Here is a 23675-nt window from a genome sequence, read left to right on the forward strand (position 1 = left end):
CACGATATATTTGCCGGAACCGGAACTTGCCGGATTGACAATAAGGTTACTTACCCGAAGCACTCGTATTTATGCTTAAAAAGGCGGACTGCATATAGAAAGATACGGTTGTCCGAGAGCCGGATAACCCGCCTGCTTTTCATGAAGTGGAGTGTACCGGGTTCCATGTATAAAATTAAAAAATAAAAACCGCTTAAAGCATCTGTTTTTCATAACGTATTATGTCTTAAGCGAAGAGAAAGGAATGGATATAAAAATGGGAGAAGTAAAAAAATTAAAGTATCTTGTAAATGGTCAGTGGAAGGAATCAATGACAGATAAGTATTCTGATGCCTATGATCCCAGTACCGGTGAAGTAATTGCCCAGGTTCCATGCTGTACTCCGGCAGAAGTGGAGGAGGCTGTGGAGGCAGCGAAAGCGGCGTTTCCGTCCTGGTCATCTACCCCTGTGATTAAAAGAGTTCAGGTACTCTATAAGCTCAGAGATTTGCTCATCGAGCATATGGACGAACTGACCATGCTGGTGGCAAAGGAAAACGGTAAAAGCTGGGAAGAGGCTCAGGGCGATGTACTGAAAGCCAAAGAAGGAACCGAACAGGCTATCAGTGCCCCTTCACTGATGATGGGAGAAAGCCTGATGGACGCTTCTGCCGGATTTGATACGGTGCTGTACCGAATGCCTTTAGGAGTATTTGCCGGTATCGTGCCGTTTAATTTCCCTGCTATGATCCCTATGGGTTGGATGGCTCCCATGTGTATTGCCTGCGGCAATACCATCGTGCTTAAAGCAGCATCCTTTACCCCTCAGTCCTGTATGCGTATAGCAGAACTGTATAAAGAAGCAGGACTGCCGGACGGAGTTATTAATATTGTTACCTGCTCCAGAAAAGAAGCAGAGATTCTTCTCACTCATCCTGATATCAAAGGGATCAGCTTCGTGGGCTCTACTTCTGTGGGTATGCATATCTATTCCACAGCTGCGGCAACGGGCAAGAGAGTTCAGGCTCTCTGCGAAGCCAAGAATCATGCCCTGGTTTTAAATGATGCTCCGGTCAAGCGTGTAGCGGCGGGTATCATCAATTCTTCTTTCGGATGCGCAGGAGAACGGTGCATGGCTCTGCCTGTTGTAGTGGTACAGGAGGGAATTGCCGATGCTCTTGTTGCGGAGATCATCGCTCAGGCCAAGACTCTTAAAGTGGGACCCGCTTATGATAAGAGTACAAAACTGGGCCCGGTGGTAAATAAGGCTCATAGGGAGTCCATCGTAAAGTGGATTGAGACAGGAATAGAAGAAGGCGCAGAGCTTGTACTGGATGGACGCGACATTGTAGTGGAAGGTTATGAAAACGGCTTTTATTTAGGACCGACGATCTTTGACCATGTAACTCCTGACATGAGCATAGGGGAAAAAGAAATCTTCGGACCGGTGCTGTGCATTAAGAGAGTAAAGACCTTTGAAGAGGGATTGGAGATCATGAATGCCAATCCATATGCAAACGGTTCTGTTATCTTTACTCAAAGCGGTCACTATGCCAGAGAGTTTGCCAGACATACGGACGGCGGTATGATCGGTATCAATGTGGGGATTCCGGTTCCGGTGGGCATGTTTCCTTTTAACGGCAAGAAATTGTCATTCATTGGAGATCTGCACTGCTTAGGCAAGGATGGATACCGATTCTTCACAGAAAACAAAGTTGTCACCAGCAGGTGGTTCGACGAAGAAACCGGAGAATCCACAAACGTGAACACCTGGGATGGTACGATCTAAAAGATACCGGCCAATGATGGATAAAAACGCCCTGCAAGGTGAAATAAACCTTGCAGTGTGTTTTTTCGCGCTATGAAATGGCTGTCAATCTGATATAATATAAGAGAAATGACGGGAGCGGGATTCAAAAACCAACCGGAAAAATTCAATGAGGAACAGGGCTCACCGGGAGAAAATTAAGAACAAAGACACGCAAAACCAATGGGAGGGATGCAGCGATGGAATATGTAAAATTTGATGAAACCAGAGAAATGGACTTAATTCTTCTTGGAAGGGTGGCAATTGATTTCAATCCGGCTTACAATGAGTATGTGAAAGAAGAATTCAAGCCCTTAAAGAAAGTGCACATGTTTGAAAAATTTGTGGGCGGCTCTCCGGCTAATATCGCCGTAGGCGTGACAAGACATGGCATGAAGGCAGGATTTATCGGGAAAGTATCCGATGACCAGTTCGGTGAATTTGTAGTGGATTATTTCAACGAACAGGGGATCGATACTTCTCATATTACAAAATGCAAAAATGGAGAAAAGCTGGGACTGACCTTTACAGAAATGCTTTCTTCCAGTGACAGCAATATCCTGATGTACCGGAACTGCATTGCTGACTTACAGCTGGACGTAGAAGACATAGACGAAGCGTATATTAAGAAGACAAAAGCAATTTTGATATCAGGCACGGCGCTTGCACAAAGCCCGTCAAGAGAAGCAGCCCTTAAGGCGGTCATGCTGGCAAAGAGAAACGATGTCAGAATCATTTTTGATATTGATTACAGGGCATATAACTGGAAAAATGCAGATGAAATATCCATTTACTACTCTGCAGTAGCCAAAGAAGCTGATATCATTATGGGCTCAAGAGAAGAATTTAACTTAACAGAAAAACTGATCAGACAGGGAATGACGGACGAAGAAAGTGCGGCTCTGTGGCAGAGTTATCACGCCAGGATCGTGGTCATTAAGCATGGAATGAAGGGGTCTACCGCATATACTTGTGACGGACAGTCATTTTCCATCAAACCGTTCCCTGTGGAGGCCAGAAAAGGATTCGGCGGCGGCGACGGATATGGTTCAGGCTTCCTTTATGGACTGTATCAGGGCTGGGATATCATAGACTGCCTGGAGTTTGGTTCGGCAGAGGCCTCCATGATGGTAAAGAGCAACAACTGTTCGGTTTCCCTGCCAACGCCTGAGGAAGTGCATGCATTTATAAAAGAAGAAAAGGAAAAGTTTGGTGAAATGATCGCCCGTGTATAAAAATATAAAGGAGAGCGGAACATGTCAAAAACAATAAGGATGACAACAGCACAGGCACTTGTGAAGTTCCTGGATAACCAGTATGTTTCTGCAGATGGAGTGGAAACAAAGTTTGTTGAAGGTGTTTTTACTATTTTCGGTCATGGAATTGCGGTTGGCTTAGGTGAGGCTCTGGATTCGGACCCCGGACAGCTTAAGGTGCTTCAGGGAAGAAATGAGCAGGGGATGTGCCATGCTGCCATCGCATTTTCAAAGCAGAACATCCGGAAGAAAATCATTCCATGCGCCTCATCCGTGGGACCGGGTGCGGCCAATATGGTAACAGCCTGTGCTACCGCAACGGTAAATAACATTCCGCTGCTGGTATTTCCGGCGGATACCTTTGCCTCCAGACAGCCTGACCCGGTATTGCAGCAGCTTGAGCAAAGCAGCAGTCTTGCAACCACTACCAATGATGCGTTCAAACCGGTGTGCAAATACTGGGACAGGATCACCAGACCGGAAATGATCATGAGCGCTCTGATCAATGCCATGCGTGTGCTTACGGACCCGGCGGAAACCGGAGCGTGCTGCATTTCCCTCTGTCAGGATGTGGAAGGTGAATCCTATGATTTTCCGGATTACTTCTTTAAGAAGCGGGTACACCGGATCACCAGGCCTCTTGCAGTAGAAGAAGAACTGGATGAGATCGCGGACATCCTTGCAGAAGCTAAGAAGCCTCTTGTAATTGTAGGCGGAGGAGTCCGTTACTCTGATGCAGGGGAAACCGTGGAAAAATTCTGCGAGGAATTTAAAATACCCTTTGGAGAGACTCAGGGAGGGAAGAGCGCCTGTAGATCGAGCCATCCCTATTGCCTTGGCGGAATCGGAGTTACCGGAACCTATGCCTCCAATGTGATTGCAAAGGATGCAGATGTGGTAATTGCCATCGGGACCAGGCTCAGTGATTTTACCACAAGCTCAAAGTGGCTGTATCAAAAGGAAGATGTCCGATTTGTCACCATCAATAACAGCAGATTCCATGCATACAAAATGGATGCAGTCAAGGCTGTAGGGGATGCGAAGGTGACCGTTCAGGCCCTGGCGGAGAAGCTTAAGGAAAGACAATATGTGTCTCAGTACAAAAACGAGATCATTGATGCAAAAAGAAAATGGGATGAAGAGATGGTGCGTTTAGGCAGCATTGAATACACTGGAGATGATTTTGAGCCCAATATAAAAGCGCGGGATCCCAGAACTATTCCGGAGTTTGTCCGCTTAACCAATGGAAAGATCACCCAGACCGCCGCTCTTGCAGCAATCAGAAGAGTCATTGATGAAGATGCTACCATCATTACGGCCGGAGGTTCCCTTCCAAGCTGTATGCAGCGCATGTGGACAACTGACAAGCGGGGCGGATACCATGCAGAGTACGGGTACTCCTGTATGGGGTATGAAGTAGCGGCCACGCTGGGCGTTAAATTTGCAGAGCCGGAAACGGAAGTTTACTGTGTTGTAGGTGACTCCAGCTTCCAGATGCTCCACAGTGAGATCATGACCATTATGCAGGAAAGGCAGAAGGTCAATATTCTGATCTTTGATAACTGCGGCTTTGGCTGCATCAATAATCTGGAAATGAACCACGGAATCGGAAGCCTTGCCACGGAATTCCGCTATACGGACGGGAAAAAGCCCACCGGAGATTTAATTCCCGTTGATTATGCCAAGATCGGGGAGGGCTACGGACTGAAGTCTTATACCTGCAGAACCATCAAAGAACTGGAAGAGGCTCTGGAAGATGCCAAAACACAGGAAAGGGCCTGCCTGTTTGATTTAAAGGTGATCCCCAAGACCATGTCGGATGGGTATGAATCCTGGTGGAACGTAGGACTTGCCGCGACCTCAGAAAAGAGCAGCGTGAGAGAAGCGTGGGAAAAGGTCATGGAAGGAAGAAATGAAGCCAGAAAGTATTAATATGGCGACCCGCAGGAAAAACGGCGGTATAAAAAATATTTTATTTGACAGGGGGATTCAAACATGTTAAACAAGGAGAAAGTGAAATTAGGAATCGCACCGATCGCATGGACCAACGATGATTTGCCGGATCTGGGGAAGGAAAACACCTTTGAACAGTGTGTCAGCGAAATGGCTCTGGCAGGATTTACCGGTTCCGAGGTGGGCAACAAATATCCAAGAGATGTGGAAACATTAAAAAAGGCATTGGAGTTTCGGGGCGTAGAGATCTGCAACGCCTGGTTTTCCACCTTTTTGATCAGCAAACCTTATGAGGAGACGGAAGAAGAATTTGAAAAGCATGTGGTGTTCCTGGCAGCCATGGGAGCCAGGGTGGTAGGTGTTTCCGAGCAGAGCTACAGCACCCAGGGAATCCAGGATCAGCCGGTGTTTGAAGGAAAACATGAAATGGATGACAGGGAATGGAATCTGTTGTGTGAGGGCTTAAACCGCCTTGGAAAGCTTTCCAAGGAAAAATACGGAGTGGCTTTAACCTTCCATCACCATATGGGAACCGTTGTCCAGAGTGCAGCGGAAGTGGAACGCATGATGGCCGGAACTGATCCGGAATATGTGAGCCTCCTCTTTGACAGCGGCCATTTTGCATACTGCGGCGAGGATCCGGTGGCAATGGTGGAAAAATATGTGGGACGTATCAAGCATGTACATTTAAAAGACATCCGCCCTGAAATCGTAAAAAGGGTAAGAGAAGAAAAGATGAGCTTCCTGGCAGGGGTCCGGGCGGGGGCTTTCACCATTCCGGGAGACGGCTGCATTGACTTTGATCCGATTTTTAAGGTGCTTGAGGAAGCTTCTTATGAGGGATACATGGTAGTGGAAGCAGAGCAGGATCCTGCAAAGGCGAATCCACTGGAATATGCCATCTGCGCAAGGAAATTCATTGCCGAAAAGACCGGCCTTTAAGAGGAAGAAAGAGAGAGGAGAAGATATTATGGTAACAGTAGGAATTATTGGAGCAGGAAGAATCGGAAAAGTACATACCACCAGCATCTGTAACCTGGTAAAGAACGGAAAGATCAAAACCATTGCCGATCCGTTTATGAATGAGGAAACAGAAAAATGGGCAAAAGGCATGGGAGTTCCCAATACCACAAAGGATTACAAGGAAATTTTAGCAGACCCGGAGATCGACGCCGTGTTGATCTGCTCATCCACCAACACCCATTCCCCCATTTCCGTTGAGGCCATTCAGGCGGGAAAGCATGTATTTTGTGAAAAACCCATTGATCACGACATTGAGAAGATCAAAGAGGTTATGGAAGCATTAAAGAGCAGTAAGGTGAAATATCAGGTAGGCTTTAACCGCCGTTTTGACCATAATTTTGAGGCGGTGAGAAATGCAGTTGCAGCCGGAAAAATCGGCGAGCCTCACATCATTAAAGTAACTTCCAGAGATCCGGAGCCGCCCAGCGCAGAATATGCGGCAGTATCCGGCGGCATGTTCTTAGACATGACCATCCATGATTTTGATATGGTCCGCTACTTAGCAGGCTGCGATGCAGAGGAAATTTACGTTCAGTCCGCTGTTTTAGTGGATCCTGCCATTGGAGAAGCCGGAGATGTGGATACGGCTGTCATCACCTTAAAGATGGAGAACGGAAGCCTGGCAGTCATTGATAATTCCAGAAAAGCCGCTTACGGCTATGACCAGAGGGCAGAGGTATTTGGGTCCAAGGGCATGGTAGCAACCGCCAATGATACCGAGTCCAGCGCAGTGGTGAGCACCGCCGATGGAGTTAGAAGTGAAAAGCCCCTTTATTTCTTCTTAGAGCGCTATATGCAGTCCTTTGCAAAGGAAGTGAACTGCTTCATTGAGGCCATTGAGAATGATACTCCTACCCCTCTTGGTGTGGAAGACGGATTAAAGCCTGTATTAATGGGGATCGCAGCCAAAAAGTCCGTGCAGGAGCACAGGCCTGTGAAGATTTCTGAGATCATGATGTAAGAAATAAAAGGAGGAGAAAGGAGCTGCCATGAGCGAAATATTCAGTTATCCGGAGTTTGATCCCAAAGGAGTAAAGACCCTGACAAAAGCGGGGGATGGGGAAAATGATATGTTGATGGACATTGCCGTTTACCAGATGAAGGCAGGGGAGGAACTTTCCTTCTCCAGCCGGTCGGATGAGATGGCAGTCCTTCTCCTCACCGGAGAGATCCGGTTTTCCTGGGAAGAAAGGGAGGAATGGGGAAAACGAAGCAGCCTGATGGAGGAAGGGCCGTACTGCCTTCACGTTTCAAAGGGAGTTTCGGTGAACGTGAAGGCAAAGGAAGACAGTCAGGTGCTGGTTCAGTCCACGAAAAATGACAGGACGTTTGACAGCGTTTTCTACAGGCCGGAGGACTGCACCAATGATATTTTTGGGGAAGGGCTTTGGGAAAACAAGATGAAGCGGACCGTCCGCACCATCTTTGACTATGGAAACGCTCCTTATTCCAATATGGTAAACGGAGAAGTCATCAATCACCAGGGCGGCTGGTCCAGCTACACCCCTCATGATCATCCTCAGCCTGAGGTCTATTATTACCGCTTTGAGCGGCCTGAGGGCTTTGGGGCCTGCTTTATTGGGGAAGAGGCCTTTAAAATCAAGGATGGAAGCTGTGCTGCCATTCCCGGCGGCAGGACCCACCCCCAGGTGACAGCACCTGGATTTCCCATGTACTACTGCTGGATGATCCGCCACCTTCCGGGCAATCCCTGGACCACACGGACGGATGATCCCAGATATAACTGGATCAAGGAAGTAAAATAATCACATACCCTTTCGCTAAAGGCCGGAAAGAGATGGAACGCGTGCAGTTTTATTTAGGATAAAACAGGCCGCTTCTGTCTTTTTCCGGTCTTTATTGTAATGCAGCTTTTTTTAAACAGGCAGGGAAGTTGAACCGGCCCGGACAGGCAGTTCCCTGCAGGCCCTTTTACGCAACATGATGAATCCCAAGCATATTTTATAAGACATGAATTAATATTTAGAAAAGAGGAATCATCATGGGCCAGACTTGGGAAATGCTGGTCAGCCTTGTGGAACGGTATGACCTTATTTACCAGACGGGTTTGTTTTTCAGAATTGTTGTGGCGGGATTTTTAGGGTGTCTGATCGGATATGAGAGGAAGAATCATTATAAATCAGCCGGAATGAGAACCCATGCCATTGTGGCCATGGGGGCGGCTCTTATGATGGTGGTTTCCAAATATGGATTTCGCGATGTACCGAATTTTGATGCATCCAGGATCGCTTCCCAGATCGTATCAGGAATCGGATTTCTGGGAGCAGGTGTGATTTTTGTTAAGAATCATTCGGTCAGCGGTCTGACCACTGCGGCAGGCATCTGGGCGACTGCGGGAGTGGGTATGGCCATCGGTGCAGGCGCCTATTATATGGGGTGCGGTGCAGGGTTTTTTCTTATTTTTACCCAGATCATCCTTCATGACGTCCCCTTTCTTTCCAGGGAGCCGTACCGAAGCGTTTTAAAGATCACAACCAGCCAGTATGACAGCCTTATAGAGGAGCTGATTTCTGATTTAAACGAGGAAAAGATCAAGGTTTTAAACATGAAAGTGGGGAAAGCGAAGGATTGCGCCAAGGTGGAGCTGGACCTTCTTTATCCGGCGGGATATGGGAAAAATGACTTAATCATCAAGTGGTCAAATGACAAGAGGATCGAATCCATCAGCGGTTAAGATTGTGAGGCTCATTTTCCGCAAAAGAGGCCATCACCTAAAAACATATAGAAAAACTAGGAAATGATCCGAAAACAGTTGCAAAAAGATCAGAAATGTGTTTATAATAAATCTGACTTTTCTGAAAGATAACCACATGTGATGTGGGTTATTATTAATGGAGAACTGAAAGGAGATATTTATGAAAAAGGTTTTTATGAAAAGTGCGGCTTTCCTGCTTGCATCTGTCATGGTGCTTGGAGGGCTGACTGCCTGCGGAGGAAAGGATCCGGTTGCAGAGGGTACTACGGCTGCCAACTCCAGTTCAGCAGGCGAATCAAGTGATGGGGCCGGTAATACGGCAGAAGGGGGTGAGAGTACATTTACCTATGCCATTGCAGGTGATCCGGGAGCCAATGTGAATGTGATCACCACAAGCGACCGTTTTGGCCTTATGACCATTAAAATGATCTATTCTCCTCTGTATATGTATAATGCCGATGGAATCAATTATTTCCTTGCAAAGAGCATAGATACTTCTGATGACAAGCTGACCTATACCATGCACTTAAGGGATGATGTAAAATGGTCGGATGGAGAGAAATTCACAGCCGATGACGTTGTCTTTACCTTTGAGGCAATGGAAGATGAGAAAAACGCAGGCTGGGCATATTCTCAGCTGGTTTTCCCTGAAGGAGCGGTAAAAATCGAAAAGATCGACGACTATACGGTAGCCCTTACCATGCCTTTTGTCAATTCCGCAGCGGTAGAGATGTTTTCCCAGATATTCATCATGCCAAAGCATGTCTATGAAAATGTGGAGAACTTTGAAAACAATGATGTGAACACCAAGCCCGTGGGAACAGGGCCTTATGTAATGGCAGAGTACTCCCCAGGCTCCTATGTGAAGTTTACTAAGAATGAAAGTTACTTCCTGGGCGCTCCGTCCATTGACAATTTCGTATACAGGATCATTGAAAATGAAAATACTGCCATGACAGCCATTCAGAGCGGGGAAGTAAATGCCTGGATCGGAACTCCGGCCCAGGTTGCGCAGATGAATCTGGAAGCAGCTAATTTAACGGTTTATCCATACCAGGAAGGCCGTGTGGGATATATGATGATCAATGCAGCCCGTGTAAAGGATGAGAACCTCAGAAAAGCGATTCTCTTTGCCCTGGATAAAAGTGCCATTGCAGATGCAGCTCTTCTGGATCCCCAGTATTATGATTTGCCATGGAGCTTCATGCCTCCCAACAGCCAGTTTTTCACCGAGGATGTGGAGAAATATGAACAGAATCTGGATAAATCCAAGGAGTTTCTTGCAGCTTCCGGCGTAACAAATCCAGAATTGACACTTGCTTATAACGCTTCTGACAGCCTTCAGTCCACTTCTGCCATCATGATACAGGAGCAGCTTCAGAAGGCAGGCATTAAGGTGAACTTAACCGGCGTGGATTCCACCGCCTTAAGCCAGCAGATGAAGCAGGCTGACAATTCTTATGATATGTACTTTGGCGGCTATATTATGGGCATTGATCCGGATACGTTTTCAAGCTTATTTGAAACAGGCGCCTCATACAATTACATGCATTATGACTATCCTGAGATCAATGAGCTTTTTGCTCAGGGCCGGAAGGAAACGGATGAGGCAAAGCGTAAAGAAATCTATACAACCATCCAGCAGAAGCTGCAGGATACCGCTTGCTTCTATCCGCTGTATTCCAATAAGCGCCTTCTTGTAGTATCCAAAGACGTATCAGGAATTGAGGATGCAAAGCTGGTTCCTGTTTATACCTTTGAAGATACTTCCAAACTGCAGATGAAATAATGCAGACAGCAGGTGTGTAAGCTGCAGAAATGGTGCGGCAAGGAGCAGCTGTGAAAAGTAGAGGGTGTTCTGCTGCAGGATTCCGGCAGCAGGCACCTCTTTCTTATTATTAAGGAGAAACCATATGGCGAAATATATAGTAAGACGAATATTGACAGCCGTACCCATGATCCTTCTGATCACAATTCTATGTTTTGCTTTGATGCATTTTGCACCCTATGATGCCATTGACGCAATGACAACACCAAGGATGTCACAGGAAACAATTGAATTGATTAAGGCAAAATATGGGTATGACAAGCCTCTGTTTATCCAGTATTTCAGCTGGCTGAACGGAATATTAAACGGCAATTTCGGATATTCCATCGTGACCAAGCAAAGCATTGCAGGAGACCTTGCGGTGAGAATCCCCAACACCATAAAGCTGGTGCTTCCGGCTTATGCTGTCGCTTATATCCTGGCAATCATCCTTGGACTTTTGGCAGGCTCCCACAAGAACAAGGCAGCAGACAAGGTGATTGACGGGATCTCTTCCATTGCGATCGCCGTTCCTTCCTTCTGGTTTTCCATGCTTTTGATTTTTATCCTTGGGTATAAGCTGAAGCTTCTTCCTATTGTGGGCATGCACTCCGTAGGAAAGGAAGCTTCCGTGGTTGACTTTTTAAGGCATTATATCATGCCTTTTACCACCCTTGTCTTTTCTTTTTTGCCGGCTAATTTAAAATTTGTCCGTTCCTCCACTGTCACTCAGTTTTCTGAAGACTATGTGCTGGTTCAGCGGGCCTTTGGAGCTTCTAAAGGGGAAATCATGTTCAAGCATGTCTGTAAGAATGTTCTGCTTCCCATTATTACAAGGCTTGGGCTGGCACTTCAGCTGCTGGTGACTGGGGCTATCATAACTGAGACCGTATTTGGCTGGCCTGGGATAGGACCTTATTTTATCAAGGCGATTCAGGGCATGGATTACCCCATTGTCATGATCATTCTGGTACTGTCCTCAACCCTTGTAATTCTTGGAAACCTGCTGTCGGATATCCTTTATTGCATTACGGATCCACGCATCAGGGAAATGGGGTGACAGAAGATGAAAAGAAACGAAAAGAACACAAAGAAAAGCAGATCCGTCAGAGTGGACAGTGTATTGCTTTCATTAAAACATGATAAGGCGGCGGTCATTTCCCTGATTCTTCTGGGACTGATTATTTTATTTGCATTGATTGCACCTTTTCTTCCTGTGGAACCAAATGCAACCAATATTGCAAGCCGCCTTCAGCCGCCGTCTGCCGGGCACTGGTTCGGGACCGATGAAGTCGGAAGGGATTATTTTGCCCGGGTCATCTACGGAGGCCGGGTTTCCCTGCTGGTCGGATTCCTGGCAATGCTCACAAGCCTTACCATTGGGGTGGCAGTGGGCACTGTTTCCGGTTTCTGCGGCGGAATGGTGGACATGATACTCATGCGAATCGTGGATGTCTTGTATTCAATCCCATGGATGATCCTGGTCACTGTTGTCAGCATCTTTTTAAAGCCGGGATTAAAATCCATCATTCTGGTCATCGGCTTTTTTACCTGGATGGAGATTGCCAGGCTGGTGAGGGCTGAGACCCTTTCTCTCAAGGAAAGGGAATTTATCCTGTATGCCGGATTTTCAGGGGTGGGCATCTGGAAGATCATTACCAGCCATATCATACCTTCCGTATTTCCCACAATTATTGTGTCAGCAACCACCAGCATGGCAAATGCAATTATGACGGAGTCTTCCTTAAGCTTTCTGGGAGTGGGAATCCAGCAGCCAATGTCTTCCTGGGGAAGCCTTTTGCAAAACGCCCAGGGAACCATGCAGAACACCTTTTACATGGCACTGATCCCGGGCCTTCTGATCATAATAACGATTTTTGCTTTTAATAAACTGGGAAATCTGCTCCGGGTTTTCGTGGAACCTAAAATTATGAATGACGAGAAAGAGTAAAGCGAGGAAACAGGAATTGGAAGAGACTAAGAAAAATGATGATAAGATCCTGTCCGCCCAAAATGTCCATACCACCTTTCATACCCACGGAAAATCAGTTAAGGCTGTGAGAGGAGTGAGCTTTCACGCAGGCCATCAGGAGATCCTGGCTGTTGTGGGAGAATCAGGCAGCGGAAAAAGTGTTCTGATGAAATCCATCCTGGGCCTGATGCCGGAGAATGCAGAGGTCAATGCGGACCAAATCATGTTTATGGATAAGGATATACTTAAATTGACGCCGGAACAGCTGCGAAAGATGAGGGGAAAAGAGATCGCCATGATCTTCCAGGATCCTATGACAGCACTGAATCCTGTCAGGACCATAGGCTTTCATCTGACAGAAGTACTGAAACGCCACAGGGGAATGGATAAACGGGCGGCTGAAAAAGAGGCGATCGCTGTTTTAGAACAGGTGGGCATCCCGTCCCCTGAAAAGAGGCTGAACCAGTATCCTCACGAATTTTCCGGAGGAATGAGGCAAAGGGTACTGATTGCCATGGCCCTTTGCTGCCGGCCCAGGCTTCTGATCGCAGATGAGCCGACTACGGCACTTGATGTGACCATTCAGGCCCAGATCCTGGAGCTTTTGAAAAAGCTGCAGGATGAGACGGGAATGAGTATCATACTCATCACTCATGATCTGGGAGTCGTGGCTAGTTTAAGCCACCGGATCCTGGTTATGTACGGCGGGCTTCTGATGGAAGAGGGGCTGACCGGAGAAATCTTTTACGCACCAAAGCATCCCTATACCAGGGCGCTTCTCCAGGCGATCCCCAAACCCCAGGCAGGTGACAGGAAACGGCTGGAGCCCATTCCGGGAATGGCCCCGTCCCTGGTAGATCCGCCGGATGGATGTCCTTTTGCAGAACGGTGTAAATTTGCCTGTGAACAATGTGAGAAGGGGATTCCAAAGTACCGGGTATACTCGGACACCCAGAGGGCCATGTGCATCTTTTCGGCAGAAGAGCTTGATGCCAGGGAAAGGAAGGTGGAGTGATATGGAGAACAGGAACCAGGAAATCCTGCTGGAAGCCAGGGAGGTCTGTAAATATTTTCCTGCCAAGGACTTTTTCGGCCGGAAAAAGGCAGAAGTAAAGGCAGTGGACGGGGTGAACCTTACCATCCGGAAGGGAGAGACTTTTGGGCTGGTAGGGGAATCCGGCTGCGGAAAATCCACTTTAGGGCGGACCTTAATCCGCATGTACGATCCCACCAGCGGGACCATTCTGTTTAAGGGTCAGGACATCACCGGAGTAAAGGGGAAAAAATTGCTCCCCATCCACCGTCAGATGCAGATCATTTTCCAGGATCCCTATTCTGCTCTGGATCCCCACCACAATGTGCGGGAAATCATTGGGGAGTCCATGACGGCAGTGTCCGGCATGGCGGCCAGTGAAATGGACGGCAGGATCGAAGAGATGCTTAAAAAGGTGGGAATGAAGTCAGATGATATGTACAAGTACGCCTATGAGTTTTCCGGAGGACAGCGCCAGAGGATCGGAATTGCCAGGGCATTGGCAGTGGAACCGGAATTTTTGCTCTGTGACGAGCCTATTTCAGCCCTGGATGTTTCCATTCAGGCCCAGGTAGTAAACATGCTGGAGGACTTGCAGGAGGAAATGGGACTTACCTACTTGTTTGTGGCTCATGATTTATCCATGGTGCGGCATATTTCCACCAGGATCGGCGTTATGTATCTTGGCAGGCTGGTGGAGATCGCAGACAGCGATGAACTGTATGAAAATCCCCTTCATCCTTATACAAAAGCGCTGCTTTCCGCCATCCCTGTGGCTGATCCGGAGCTTTCCGCAAAGTCAAAGCGGCAGATGCTTCATGGAGAGCTTCCAAGCCCCATGCATGTGCCCTCAGGCTGTCATTTTCACACCAGATGCATGTATGCCCAGGAAGAGTGCAGCAGCAAGGTTCCGGAGATGGAAGAGGTCTCTCCCGGACATTTTGTAGCCTGCTCCTGCCTGCCTCTCATAGGGTAAAAAGAAAATAATCCTTGACTTTTCAAATAAAACTTTTTATAATAACAACAATTAAAAAGACTAAGCAAAGACGCTTAAGAAATTCAGAATCTAAGGCGTCTTTTTGCATATTTACGGAAAAAATTTACAGAGAGGGGATGGAATTATGCCAGATATGGTGAAAGTTGAGAACTTAAAAAAGAACTTCGGAGATTTAGAGGTTTTAAAGGATATAAGCCTGACGGTAAAGGAGGGCGAGAAACTGGTAATCATCGGACCCTCCGGCTCAGGAAAGTCCACTTTTATCCGCTGCATCAACTACCTTGAGGAACCCACCAGCGGAAAAATAATCGTGGCAGGAACGGAAGTGACCAAAAAGAACCATTTGGAAATGGCTAAAAAATATTCTTCCATGGTTTTTCAGCAGTTTAATTTGTATCCCCATCTCACTGTCTTAGAAAATCTCACTCTTGCACCAATCAAGCTGCAGCATGTTCCCAAGGAAGAGGCAAAGAAAAACGCCATTAAATGTCTGGAACGGGTAGGCTTAAAGGAAAAAGCGGGGAATTATCCGATCCAGCTTTCCGGCGGGCAGCAGCAGAGGGTGGCCATAGCCAGGGCTTTATGCACCAAACAGCCCCTGATACTCTTTGACGAACCGACCTCAGCACTGGATCCTGAAATGGTTCAGGAGGTTTTAAATGTTATGGTGGAGCTGGCTCATGAAAATATCACCATGATCTGTGTGACTCATGAAATGGGTTTTGCCCGCCAGGTGGCAGACCGGGTGATCTTCATGGATGGAGGGTACATTCTGGAAGAAGGAACACCGGAACACTTTTTCGAATGTCCGGAGCATGAGCGGACCAAAGCGTTTCTAAGCAAAATCCTTCATTAGGATGATGTTTAAGATAATTATAAGATGAGGAGGAACCAATTATGATGAAGAAAATGTTATCACTGGCACTGGCTTTTGCAACTGTGGCATCCTTAACCGCATGCGGCGGAGGGACCACGGAAACCACGACGGCGGCCCCGGCAGAGACAACGGCTGAAGGAACTACGGCAGCTGGTTCTACAGAGGCAGCAGGCGGAAACGTAACCGCAGACGTACAGAAAATTATTGACCGCGGAGTTTTAAAGGTTGGCTGTAAGGCTGATATTCCAAAGTTCAGCTTACAGAATACGGCAACCGGAGAATACGAAGGCTTTGAGGATGACCTGGCTTATGAGATCGCCGGCTCCATTTTCGGCTGTACCGCAGATGAGGCAAAGGAAAAGAAGCTGGTGGAATTCCAGGGTGTAACCGCTAAGACAAGAGGACCTCTCTTAGAGAACGGAGAGATCGATCTGGTTATTGCTACCTTTACCATTACACCGGAAAGAAAAGAGACTTATAACTTCTCTACTCCATATTATACCGATGCAGTAGGACTTCTGGTTAATAAAGATTCCGGAATCAGCTCCATCGAAGATCTGGATGGAAAGATTATCGGCGTAGCCCAGTCTTCTACAACAAAGGACGGCTTTAAGAAATATGTTGATGAAAAAGGATTGAAAGTAAACCCACAGTTCCAGGAGTTTGACGGTTATCCCGCACTGGCTCAGGCGCTGGCAACCAAGCAGATCGACTGCTTCTCCGTAGACCGTGCTATTTTAGCAGGTTATGTAAATGACGGAAATCAGATCTTACAGGACCGTTTTGCAGAGCAGGATTACGGCGTAGCGGCTGCAAAGGAGAACGAAGGCCTTGCTGCCCTTGTTGATGAAAAGATTACTACCATGCTTTCCGACGGTTCCCTTATGGCTCTTCAGGACCAGTGGGGATTGCAGTAAACCTTATGTAAAGGATAGATGATATGATAAAAGGTCTTTTTGATGCAAAACGATGGAATGCCCTGTTTCAGGCATTTCCTGAATATTATATACCTGGCTTTCTTATGACGCTTAAAATATCACTGGTGGGGCTGGCCGTTGCGCTGGCCCTTGGAGTGATATTTGGTATGTTTTCTTCGGCTAAATTTAAGCTGCTTAAGATAATTTCACGAATATATGTGGAATTCATACAGAATACGCCTCTGGCTTTGCAGGTGATGTGCTATTATTCCGTACTGCCCATGTTATTTTCCAGTTCAGGCTTCCGGATCCCCAAGTTCGTTCTGGGAGTGATCGGAGTGGGTGTTTATCACGGCGCCTATATATCGGAGGTCATAAGGACCGGAATCGAAGCCATACCAAAGGGCCAGTCCGAGGCAGCTTCATCTCAGGGCTTTTCCTATCTGGAAACCATGTATCATATCATCCTGCCGCAGACCATAAAGATCATCATGCCTCCCCTTGCAAATCAGGCGCTGAATCTGGTGAAGAACACCTCCATCCTGGCTATGGTGGCCGGTATGGATTTAATGTACTTTACGGATTCCTGGGGCGCTGACAGGGGATATTTTGCCCAGGCGTATTTTACCAGTGCTCTTATGTATTTTATCATCTGTTTCCCTCTGGCAAGGCTGGCCCGCTATTTAGAGATCAGATCCATGCGGCTGCCCATAGCAAAAACGCTTGATCTTCAGGCAGATGAGGAGGCAGCATGTTAGAATTATTTCACCAGATATTTACACAGGCTAATGTATTATTCATGCTGAAAGGGTTGAGGATGACGGTGATGATCGCCGTTTTTGCCACAGTCATCAGTATGTTTTTCGGAACCATCCTGGCGCTCATCAGGACCTATTCCACCGGAAAGTGGAAATGGGCGGGAGGGATCGTGGCCGCTTATACGGAATTTTTCCGCTGTACCCCCAATCTTTTGTGGATACTTTGGATCTATTTTACTGTGAAGGGGAATAAGGTTGGAGTATCGGTATTTGCGATTTCCCTTTTTACCTCAGCAGTTATGGCTGAAATATTCCGCGGGGGCTTAAACTCCATTCCAAAGGGACAGTTTGAAGGCGCCCAGTCCCAGGGATTCAGCTTTGCACAGACTCTTATTTATATCGTGCTTCCACAGACGTATAAAAAGGTCATTCCTGCCCTGCTCAGTCAGGTAATCACCATTATTAAGGACACTTCCTTCTTAAAAATGGTGGATGTGGCGGAGTTTATGAGAAACTGCTCCGTTGTCCTTGGAAGCATTTATGATGCAAGAGGCATGCTGATGCTGTTTGCTTTCGAAGCGCTCTGCTATTTTACTATCTGCTTTGCCCTCAGCTGTGCGGTGAGGGGATATCAAAAAACAATTGTAACCAGTTAGGGAGGAACATCTTGCTATGAAAAAGTTTACAATTACCATTACCCGGGAATTCGGAAGCCTGGGGCGTTCCATCGCCAAAGAGCTGTCCAGAGAGCTGGGGGTGGAATTCTATGATCGTGATATTGTGGAGGAGGTTGCAAAGCAGCTGAACCTGCCGGTTTCCACGGTCAGCGATGAAGAAGAAAAATCAAAGCAGAGCTTTTTGCCCCGGATGTTTCCGTTGGGAACGGACGAGGCATATATACAGGATATTATCTTTGATGTGCAAAAGGGCATTATTCTGGATCTGGCAAGAAGGACCAGCTGCATCCTGGTAGGAAGGTGCTCCGATTACTTACTGGAAAAAGAAAAGAACAACATCAACATTTTCATCTATGCACCTTATGAAAAAAGGCTGGAAAACTGTGTGAACGCTCTTGGCATGACTGAGGGTGAGGCAAAGCGGATGATCGCGTCTGTTGACAGGGCCAGAAATGCCTATCATAAGAAATACGCCGGTTACCTTCCAGGTGATCCGGAGCATAAGAATCTGATGATCGACTCTTCCCTTCTTGGAGTCACGGGAACCGCAAAGCTGATTGCACAGATCGTGCACCAGCTGTATGGTGAATAATCAGAATGGGAAGCTTTTTATAAGAACAGGCCTTTTTGGTGAAGCATGGGTGAAAGCCCCGGTTTTTCGCCGGAGAGGCCTGTTTTATTGTGTAGAGGAAGCTTACGGGTGTTGGACAGGTGATTGCTCCTGTTAGGTAAGTCATATCAGTACTGTAAAAAATTATTGATATTTGGAAAGACTGGAATGAAACAGGAGAAAAGGGTCGGCTGGCAGGGCTGGAGTTAAGACGGCATATCAGTTTCACAAATATGTGGAGGCAGGAGGAAAGGAACGTGCGTTACAGATTAAAGAAAAGGCTGGTTCCTGTGGGAGCGGATGAGATGATTCCCGAAGGAGAAGCTCTTGTGGAGATCATGACTAAGGAAGAATACTGGAAAACCTATCATACCAGGTATGAGGATCATCTGCTGATGAGAAACTTAGAAAAGGCCCAGTACTGCAGAGCAGACTTATTAAAGGACTGTGCCATAGGAACCCTTGTTATTCCTATTAAAAAGGAGCTTTTAGGCAGGCCTGCTGTATTTGGCTATTACATGGACCGGAACCGGCTCATATTCATTGATAACAGCGGAGAAGCGGAAAGAATGCTTCATGAGATGGAACGGATCCAGATCTTTGATAAAACCTGTGTCTCCCATATACTTTTTGAATTCCTGGAGTATCAGGTAAGAGATGAGATTGAATTTTTGCAGAAGTATGAGGAGCGGCTGGGAGAAATGGAAGACCGGATCATGAGCGGCAGAAGAGACCGGAGCGATGTTCCAGGAGCTATACTAAAGGCGAGAAAGGAGCTGGCAAGGATATCCTCCTATTATGGCCAGCTTTTGAATATCAGCCAGACCCTGACAGAAAATTACAATGGCCTGTTAAAGGATGAGGAATGTGCCTTGTTCCACCTGTTTTCCGGCCGTATGTCAAGACTCTCGGAGTACGGGAAGGAGCTGAGAGAATATGCGCTGCAGATACGGGAAATGTACCAGGTACACATGGATATGAAGCAGAACCATGCGCTGTCCTTTCTCACCATGGTGACCGCCATTTTCATGCCCCTTACGCTGATTGCCGGCTGGTATGGCATGAATTTTAAAAACATGCCGGAGCTTAACTGGGATTATGGCTATCTGGTCTGTGTGGGAGCCAGCATTTTGATCCTCCTGGGAGAGATATGGTATTTTAATAAGAACGGGTGGCTAAAGAAATAGAAAGCAAAGATTATAAATTTTACTGAATGTAAAAAAACATAAAAAATTAAAACCATGTCCCTTGACACTCAAAAAGAACTCTGCTATAATATACATTTGTGTGAAGCGAGAGGATGAAGGTCTGAAACGTGCCTGCTACCTCTCGTTTTGTTTGCGAAAAGTGTGTGCGAGGCCGACGGCAACATGGGAACCCGGTTGGCCGTAAGAAAGGATCAAGCATTTATGGAAACAGTTAGATTTGATGAATTACAGTTAGATGAAAGAATTCTGCGGGCAGTAGCGGATATGGGATTTGAAGAGGCATCCCCCATTCAGGCCCAGGCCATTCCGGTCCAGGCAGAGGGCAGGGATATTATTGGCCAGGCTCAGACAGGAACCGGAAAAACGGCAGCCTTTGGTATCCCTCTGTTACAGAAAGTTGACCCTAAGGTGAAAAAGCTTCAGGCGGTTGCCCTCTGTCCTACCAGAGAGCTTGCCATTCAGGTGGCAGATGAAATCCGCAGGCTTGCAAAATATATGCATGGTGTTAAGGTTGTTCCCATTTACGGGGGACAGGATATTGTAAAACAGATTCGTTCTTTGAAAGACGGCACCCAGATTATCATTGGAACTCCGGGACGCGTGATGGACCATATGCGCAGAAAGACCGTGAAATTCGATCATGTTCATACGGTGGTCATGGATGAAGCTGATGAAATGCTGAATATGGGCTTTCTGGAGGATATGGAAACTATTTTAAGCCAGCTTCCAGAGGAGAGGCAGACAGTTATGTTCTCCGCTACCATGCCTTCAGCCATCATGGAAATCGCCAGAAAGTTCCAGAAGGATCCGGTGACTGTTAAGGTGGTGAAGAAGGAGCTGACTGTTCCAAAGGTGACCCAGTATTATTATGAGGTAAAGCCAAAGAGCAAGGTAGAGGTTATGTGCCGTCTCCTTGACATGTATGCTCCAAAGCTGTCTGTTGCCTTCTGCAACACCAAGAAGCAGGTAGACGAGCTTGTACAGGCTCTTCAGGGACGGGGATACTTTGCGGAAGGACTTCATGGAGATTTAAAGCAGATCCAGCGTGACCGGGTCATGGGCAGCTTCCGTAACGGTAAGACGGAGATCCTTGTGGCAACCGACGTGGCAGCCCGTGGAATCGACGTAGACGACGTAGAAGCCGTATTCAATTACGACCTTCCCCAGGATGATGAATATTATGTTCACAGAATCGGCCGTACCGGCCGTGCTGGCCGTGAAGGCATTGCGTTCAGCTTTGTAGTTGGTAAAGAGGTTTATAAGCTTCGTGACATTCAGCGTTACTGCAAGACCAAGATCGTTCCTCAGGCTATCCCATCTTTAAATGACGTAACAGCCATAAAGGTGGATAAGATTTTAGAGTCCGTGGCGGACACCATCGGAGATACAGATTTAAGCAAGACAGTGAACATCATTGAAAAGAAGCTTTTGGAAGAAGATTACACTTCTCTTGACCTGGCAGCTGCATTGCTTAAAATGATGATGGGTGAGGAAAATGAGGATATCATCGATACAAGAGAGCCTCGTTCCCTTGATACCCTGGATAATCTCTACGGCGGCGGAAGCCGGGGACGCAGCAGTAGCAGCAGAAACGGAAACGGCCGGGGAGGAAGATACGATTCTTCTCCCAGAGAAGATATGGCCCGTCTGTTCATTAATATCGGAAAGAATCAGAATGTGAAGCCGGGAGATATCCTTGGAGCCATTGCCGGAGAATCCGGTATGCCTGGAAAGATGGTTGGAAGCATTGACATGTATGACAAGTATACCTTTGTAGAGGTGCCGAGAGAAAACGCTGACGCCATATTACAGGCCATGAAGGATGTAAAGATCAAAGGAAAAAATATCCATATGGAAAAAGCCAACGGAAAAGGCAGATAAATTTCCGGGAGCTGGACGAGGAAGGAAGACAACATGTCTTACCGGAGCCGTCTTGCTCCTGTTTTTTTGTCTTGGGGGAGGGCCATAGGTTTCTTGCAAGGTTTTCTTGTTTTTTGTGGAAAAAGAAGTTAGAATAAGGTCAGGATGTGGATATGGTGTGTGGGTGATGTAGGATTGAGGTGGGGGCTGGGGGGAGTTTGAGAAGGTATTGGTTTGAGGTGGAGTTGGTTTGGGGAAGGATTTGGTTGAGGAAGGATTGGGTTGAGGAAGGATTGGGTTGAGGAAGGTTTGGGTTGAGGAAGGATTGGGTTGAGGAAAGTTTGGGTTGAGGAAGAATTGGCTTGAGGAAGAATTGGCTAGAGGAAGGTTTGTTTTAGGAAGAATTGGCTTGAGGAAGATTTGACTTGAGGAAGATTTGACTTGAGGAAGATTTGTTTTGAGGTGGATTTGGTTTGAAAAGTATTGGTTTGAAAATGCTTTGTTTTGAGGAGATTTTGGTTTGGGAATGCTTGGGTCTGAGGAAGTTTTGCTTGAAAATGTTTTTGGCTTGGCAGGGCAGCCAAACCTGAAGTGTATATATAAACTGGAGGTTATGATGGCAGAGTGGAAGAAGAATGATAGAATAGAGGTAATAATTGAAGATATGAGCGAAACTGGGGAGGGAATCGGAAAGACTGATGGATTTACCTGGTTTATTAAAGATACGGTTATTGGAGACAGGGTTGAGGCCAAGGTGATGAAAACTAAAAAATCATATGGTTTCGCAAAGCTGGAACGGATCACGGAGCCGTCTTTAAACCGTGTAATACCTAAGTGTCCGGTTGCCGGCCCATGTGGTGGCTGTCAGCTTCAGGCAATGGATTATGAGGAACAGCTCCGGTATAAGGAACGGAAGATTTATAATAATATCACCAGGATCGGCGGTTTTTCTGAAGTTCCTATGCTGCCTATTATGGGAATGGACGAGCCTTGGAGATACAGGAATAAGGCACAGTTTCCATGGGGATTGGATAAGGACGGTAATATTATTACGGGGTTTTATGCGGGGCGTACCCATTCCATCATAGGGTGTGAGGACTGTCTCCTGGGGATAGAGGAGAACCAGGAGGTTTTAAGGCGGATTAAGGCACATATGGAGAGGTATCATTTGCTGCCTTATGATGAGGCTACTCATAAGGGACTGGTCAGGCATACTTTGATCCGTAAAGGGTTCCGGACAGGGGAAATTATGGTCTGTCAGGTTATTAATGGCAGCAGTTTGCCACATAGCGGGGAATTGGTGGAGAGCCTTCTGGAAATCAAGGGTATGGCCAGCATTTCCTTTAATATTAATAAGGAGAGAACCAATGTGATCCTTGGAGATCGGGTGGAAAACCTTTACGGGCCGGGGTATATTACAGATTATATTGGAGAGGTGAAATACCGCATTTCTCCTCTGTCCTTTTATCAGGTTAATCCGGTGCAGACGGAAAAGCTTTATGGCACTGCCCTTGAATATGCAGGACTGACAGGCGGGGAAACGGTTTGGGATCTTTACTGCGGCATTGGGACGATCTCTCTTTTCCTGGCGCAAAAGGCAAAGAAGGTGTATGGAGTGGAGATTGTGCCCCAGGCCATCGAGGATGCCAGGGAAAATGCCAGGTTGAATGGGATTGATAATGTGGAGTTTTTTGTGGGGAAGGCGGAAGAAGTATTGCCGGAGCAGCATGAAAAGAATCATGTGTATGCGGATGTGATCGTGGTTGATCCTCCCAGAAAGGGCTGTGATGCGGCGTGTTTGGATATCATTGTAAAGATGGGACCGAAAAGAGTGGTTTATGTGAGCTGTGATTCGGCTACTTTGGCGAGGGATATGAAGTATTTGGCGGAGAGAGGGTATGAGGTGAAGAAGGTTAGAGGGTGTGATATGTTTCCGCAGGCTCTGCATGTGGAAACGGTTGCATTGCTCGTGCGGAAACCTTGATTCTAGGCGGGGTTGCGGGTTTTTCAGTGTAAAATGAAGTTGTGTTTTTGCGGAAGGTGAGATGGATAAGTTTTCGCAGATAAGGGGACGGGGATAACGCCGGATAGTTTAAAAATGAGGGTTTTGTTGGATAAAAGATACAATCTTGCAAAATGTATATTCGGCGGCAAAACTATTAGTTGGTATCGACTTTAGTATTAGGATTGTTTTAGTCAACTCTTTTTCTGTGTAAAAACTCGTA

At 46.8% G+C, this 23675-nt stretch carries 20 protein-coding genes; all 20 read left to right on the plus strand.

The features are described 5' to 3' along the window. Nucleotides 1–244: 244 nt before the first annotated feature. The 20 genes from K401_RS0111820 to rlmD all read left to right on the plus strand — a co-directional run bounded on the left by K401_RS0111820 (nt 245) and on the right by rlmD (nt 23434). Entirely contained in the window at nt 245–1768 is a 1524-nt protein-coding gene (locus tag K401_RS0111820; RefSeq protein ID WP_330362272.1) for a CoA-acylating methylmalonate-semialdehyde dehydrogenase, read from the plus strand. Nucleotides 1769–1986: 218 nt separating this feature from the next. Further along, on the plus strand, nt 1987–3021 hold the full coding sequence (iolC, locus tag K401_RS0111825) for a 5-dehydro-2-deoxygluconokinase (RefSeq protein ID WP_024293141.1): 1035 nt from the start codon (nt 1987–1989) through the stop codon (nt 3019–3021). A gap of 21 nt (nt 3022–3042) precedes the next feature. Next, complete coding sequence (gene iolD, locus K401_RS0111830; RefSeq protein WP_024293142.1) at nt 3043–4974, plus strand: 3D-(3,5/4)-trihydroxycyclohexane-1,2-dione acylhydrolase (decyclizing); 1932 nt, start codon at nt 3043–3045, stop codon at nt 4972–4974. 63 nt (nt 4975–5037) lie between these two features. Further along, entirely contained in the window at nt 5038–5937 is a 900-nt protein-coding gene (gene iolE, locus K401_RS0111835; RefSeq protein WP_024293143.1) for a myo-inosose-2 dehydratase, read from the plus strand. Nucleotides 5938–5965: 28 nt separating this feature from the next. Next, on the plus strand, nt 5966–6979 hold the full coding sequence (gene iolG, locus K401_RS0111840; protein WP_024293144.1) for an inositol 2-dehydrogenase: 1014 nt from the start codon (nt 5966–5968) through the stop codon (nt 6977–6979). A gap of 28 nt (nt 6980–7007) precedes the next feature. After that, nucleotides 7008–7784, plus strand: coding sequence for a 5-deoxy-glucuronate isomerase (locus K401_RS0111845; RefSeq protein WP_024293145.1), 777 nt, complete (start codon nt 7008–7010; stop codon nt 7782–7784). A 236-nt stretch (nt 7785–8020) separates the two neighbouring features. Continuing rightward, nucleotides 8021–8713: an MgtC/SapB family protein gene (locus K401_RS0111850; RefSeq protein WP_051464024.1), complete on the plus strand. Its 693-nt coding sequence runs from the start codon at nt 8021–8023 to the stop codon at nt 8711–8713. 181 nt (nt 8714–8894) lie between these two features. After that, nucleotides 8895–10523, plus strand: a complete 1629-nt coding sequence (locus tag K401_RS0111855) for an ABC transporter substrate-binding protein (RefSeq protein WP_051464026.1) — start codon at nt 8895–8897, stop codon at nt 10521–10523. 124 nt (nt 10524–10647) lie between these two features. After that, nucleotides 10648–11601, plus strand: a complete 954-nt coding sequence (locus tag K401_RS0111860) for an ABC transporter permease (protein ID WP_024293148.1) — start codon at nt 10648–10650, stop codon at nt 11599–11601. A 6-nt stretch (nt 11602–11607) separates the two neighbouring features. Further along, nucleotides 11608–12492, plus strand: a complete 885-nt coding sequence (locus K401_RS0111865) for an ABC transporter permease (protein ID WP_051464028.1) — start codon at nt 11608–11610, stop codon at nt 12490–12492. Nucleotides 12493–12508: 16 nt separating this feature from the next. Then, the gene (locus K401_RS0111870; protein ID WP_024293150.1) at nt 12509–13528 is read left to right on the plus strand and encodes an ABC transporter ATP-binding protein; all 1020 of its coding nucleotides are present in this window, start codon (nt 12509–12511) and stop codon (nt 13526–13528) included. Between the two features lies 1 nt (nt 13529). After that, nucleotides 13530–14522, plus strand: a complete 993-nt coding sequence (locus K401_RS0111875) for an ABC transporter ATP-binding protein (protein ID WP_024293151.1) — start codon at nt 13530–13532, stop codon at nt 14520–14522. A 145-nt stretch (nt 14523–14667) separates the two neighbouring features. Continuing rightward, nucleotides 14668–15399, plus strand: a complete 732-nt coding sequence (locus K401_RS0111880) for an amino acid ABC transporter ATP-binding protein (protein ID WP_024293152.1) — start codon at nt 14668–14670, stop codon at nt 15397–15399. A gap of 41 nt (nt 15400–15440) precedes the next feature. Continuing rightward, a complete protein-coding gene (locus K401_RS0111885; RefSeq protein ID WP_024293153.1) occupies nt 15441–16337 on the plus strand; it encodes a transporter substrate-binding domain-containing protein in 897 nt (298 codons plus the stop codon). Nucleotides 16338–16360: 23 nt separating this feature from the next. Then, nucleotides 16361–17095 (plus strand): amino acid ABC transporter permease, encoded by a 735-nt coding sequence (locus K401_RS0111890; protein ID WP_027352480.1) that lies wholly within the window; start codon nt 16361–16363, stop codon nt 17093–17095. Continuing rightward, on the plus strand, nt 17089–17751 hold the full coding sequence (locus tag K401_RS0111895; RefSeq protein ID WP_024293155.1) for an amino acid ABC transporter permease: 663 nt from the start codon (nt 17089–17091) through the stop codon (nt 17749–17751). The genes K401_RS0111890 and K401_RS0111895 overlap by 7 nt, the downstream gene beginning before the upstream one ends. A 16-nt stretch (nt 17752–17767) precedes the next feature. Next, nucleotides 17768–18364, plus strand: coding sequence for a cytidylate kinase-like family protein (locus K401_RS0111900; protein WP_024293156.1), 597 nt, complete (start codon nt 17768–17770; stop codon nt 18362–18364). 275 nt (nt 18365–18639) lie between these two features. Beyond that, the gene (locus tag K401_RS0111905; RefSeq protein WP_024293157.1) at nt 18640–19569 is read left to right on the plus strand and encodes a magnesium transporter CorA family protein; all 930 of its coding nucleotides are present in this window, start codon (nt 18640–18642) and stop codon (nt 19567–19569) included. A gap of 222 nt (nt 19570–19791) precedes the next feature. Beyond that, on the plus strand, nt 19792–21471 hold the full coding sequence (locus K401_RS0111910; protein ID WP_024293158.1) for a DEAD/DEAH box helicase: 1680 nt from the start codon (nt 19792–19794) through the stop codon (nt 21469–21471). A 595-nt stretch (nt 21472–22066) separates the two neighbouring features. Next, complete coding sequence (rlmD, locus tag K401_RS0111915) at nt 22067–23434, plus strand: 23S rRNA (uracil(1939)-C(5))-methyltransferase RlmD (protein WP_024293159.1); 1368 nt, start codon at nt 22067–22069, stop codon at nt 23432–23434. The last annotated feature ends 241 nt before the right edge of the window (nt 23435–23675 follow it).

It is taken from the genome of Lacrimispora indolis DSM 755 (genome assembly GCF_000526995.1).
GTDB lineage: Bacteria > Bacillota > Clostridia > Lachnospirales > Lachnospiraceae > Lacrimispora > Lacrimispora indolis.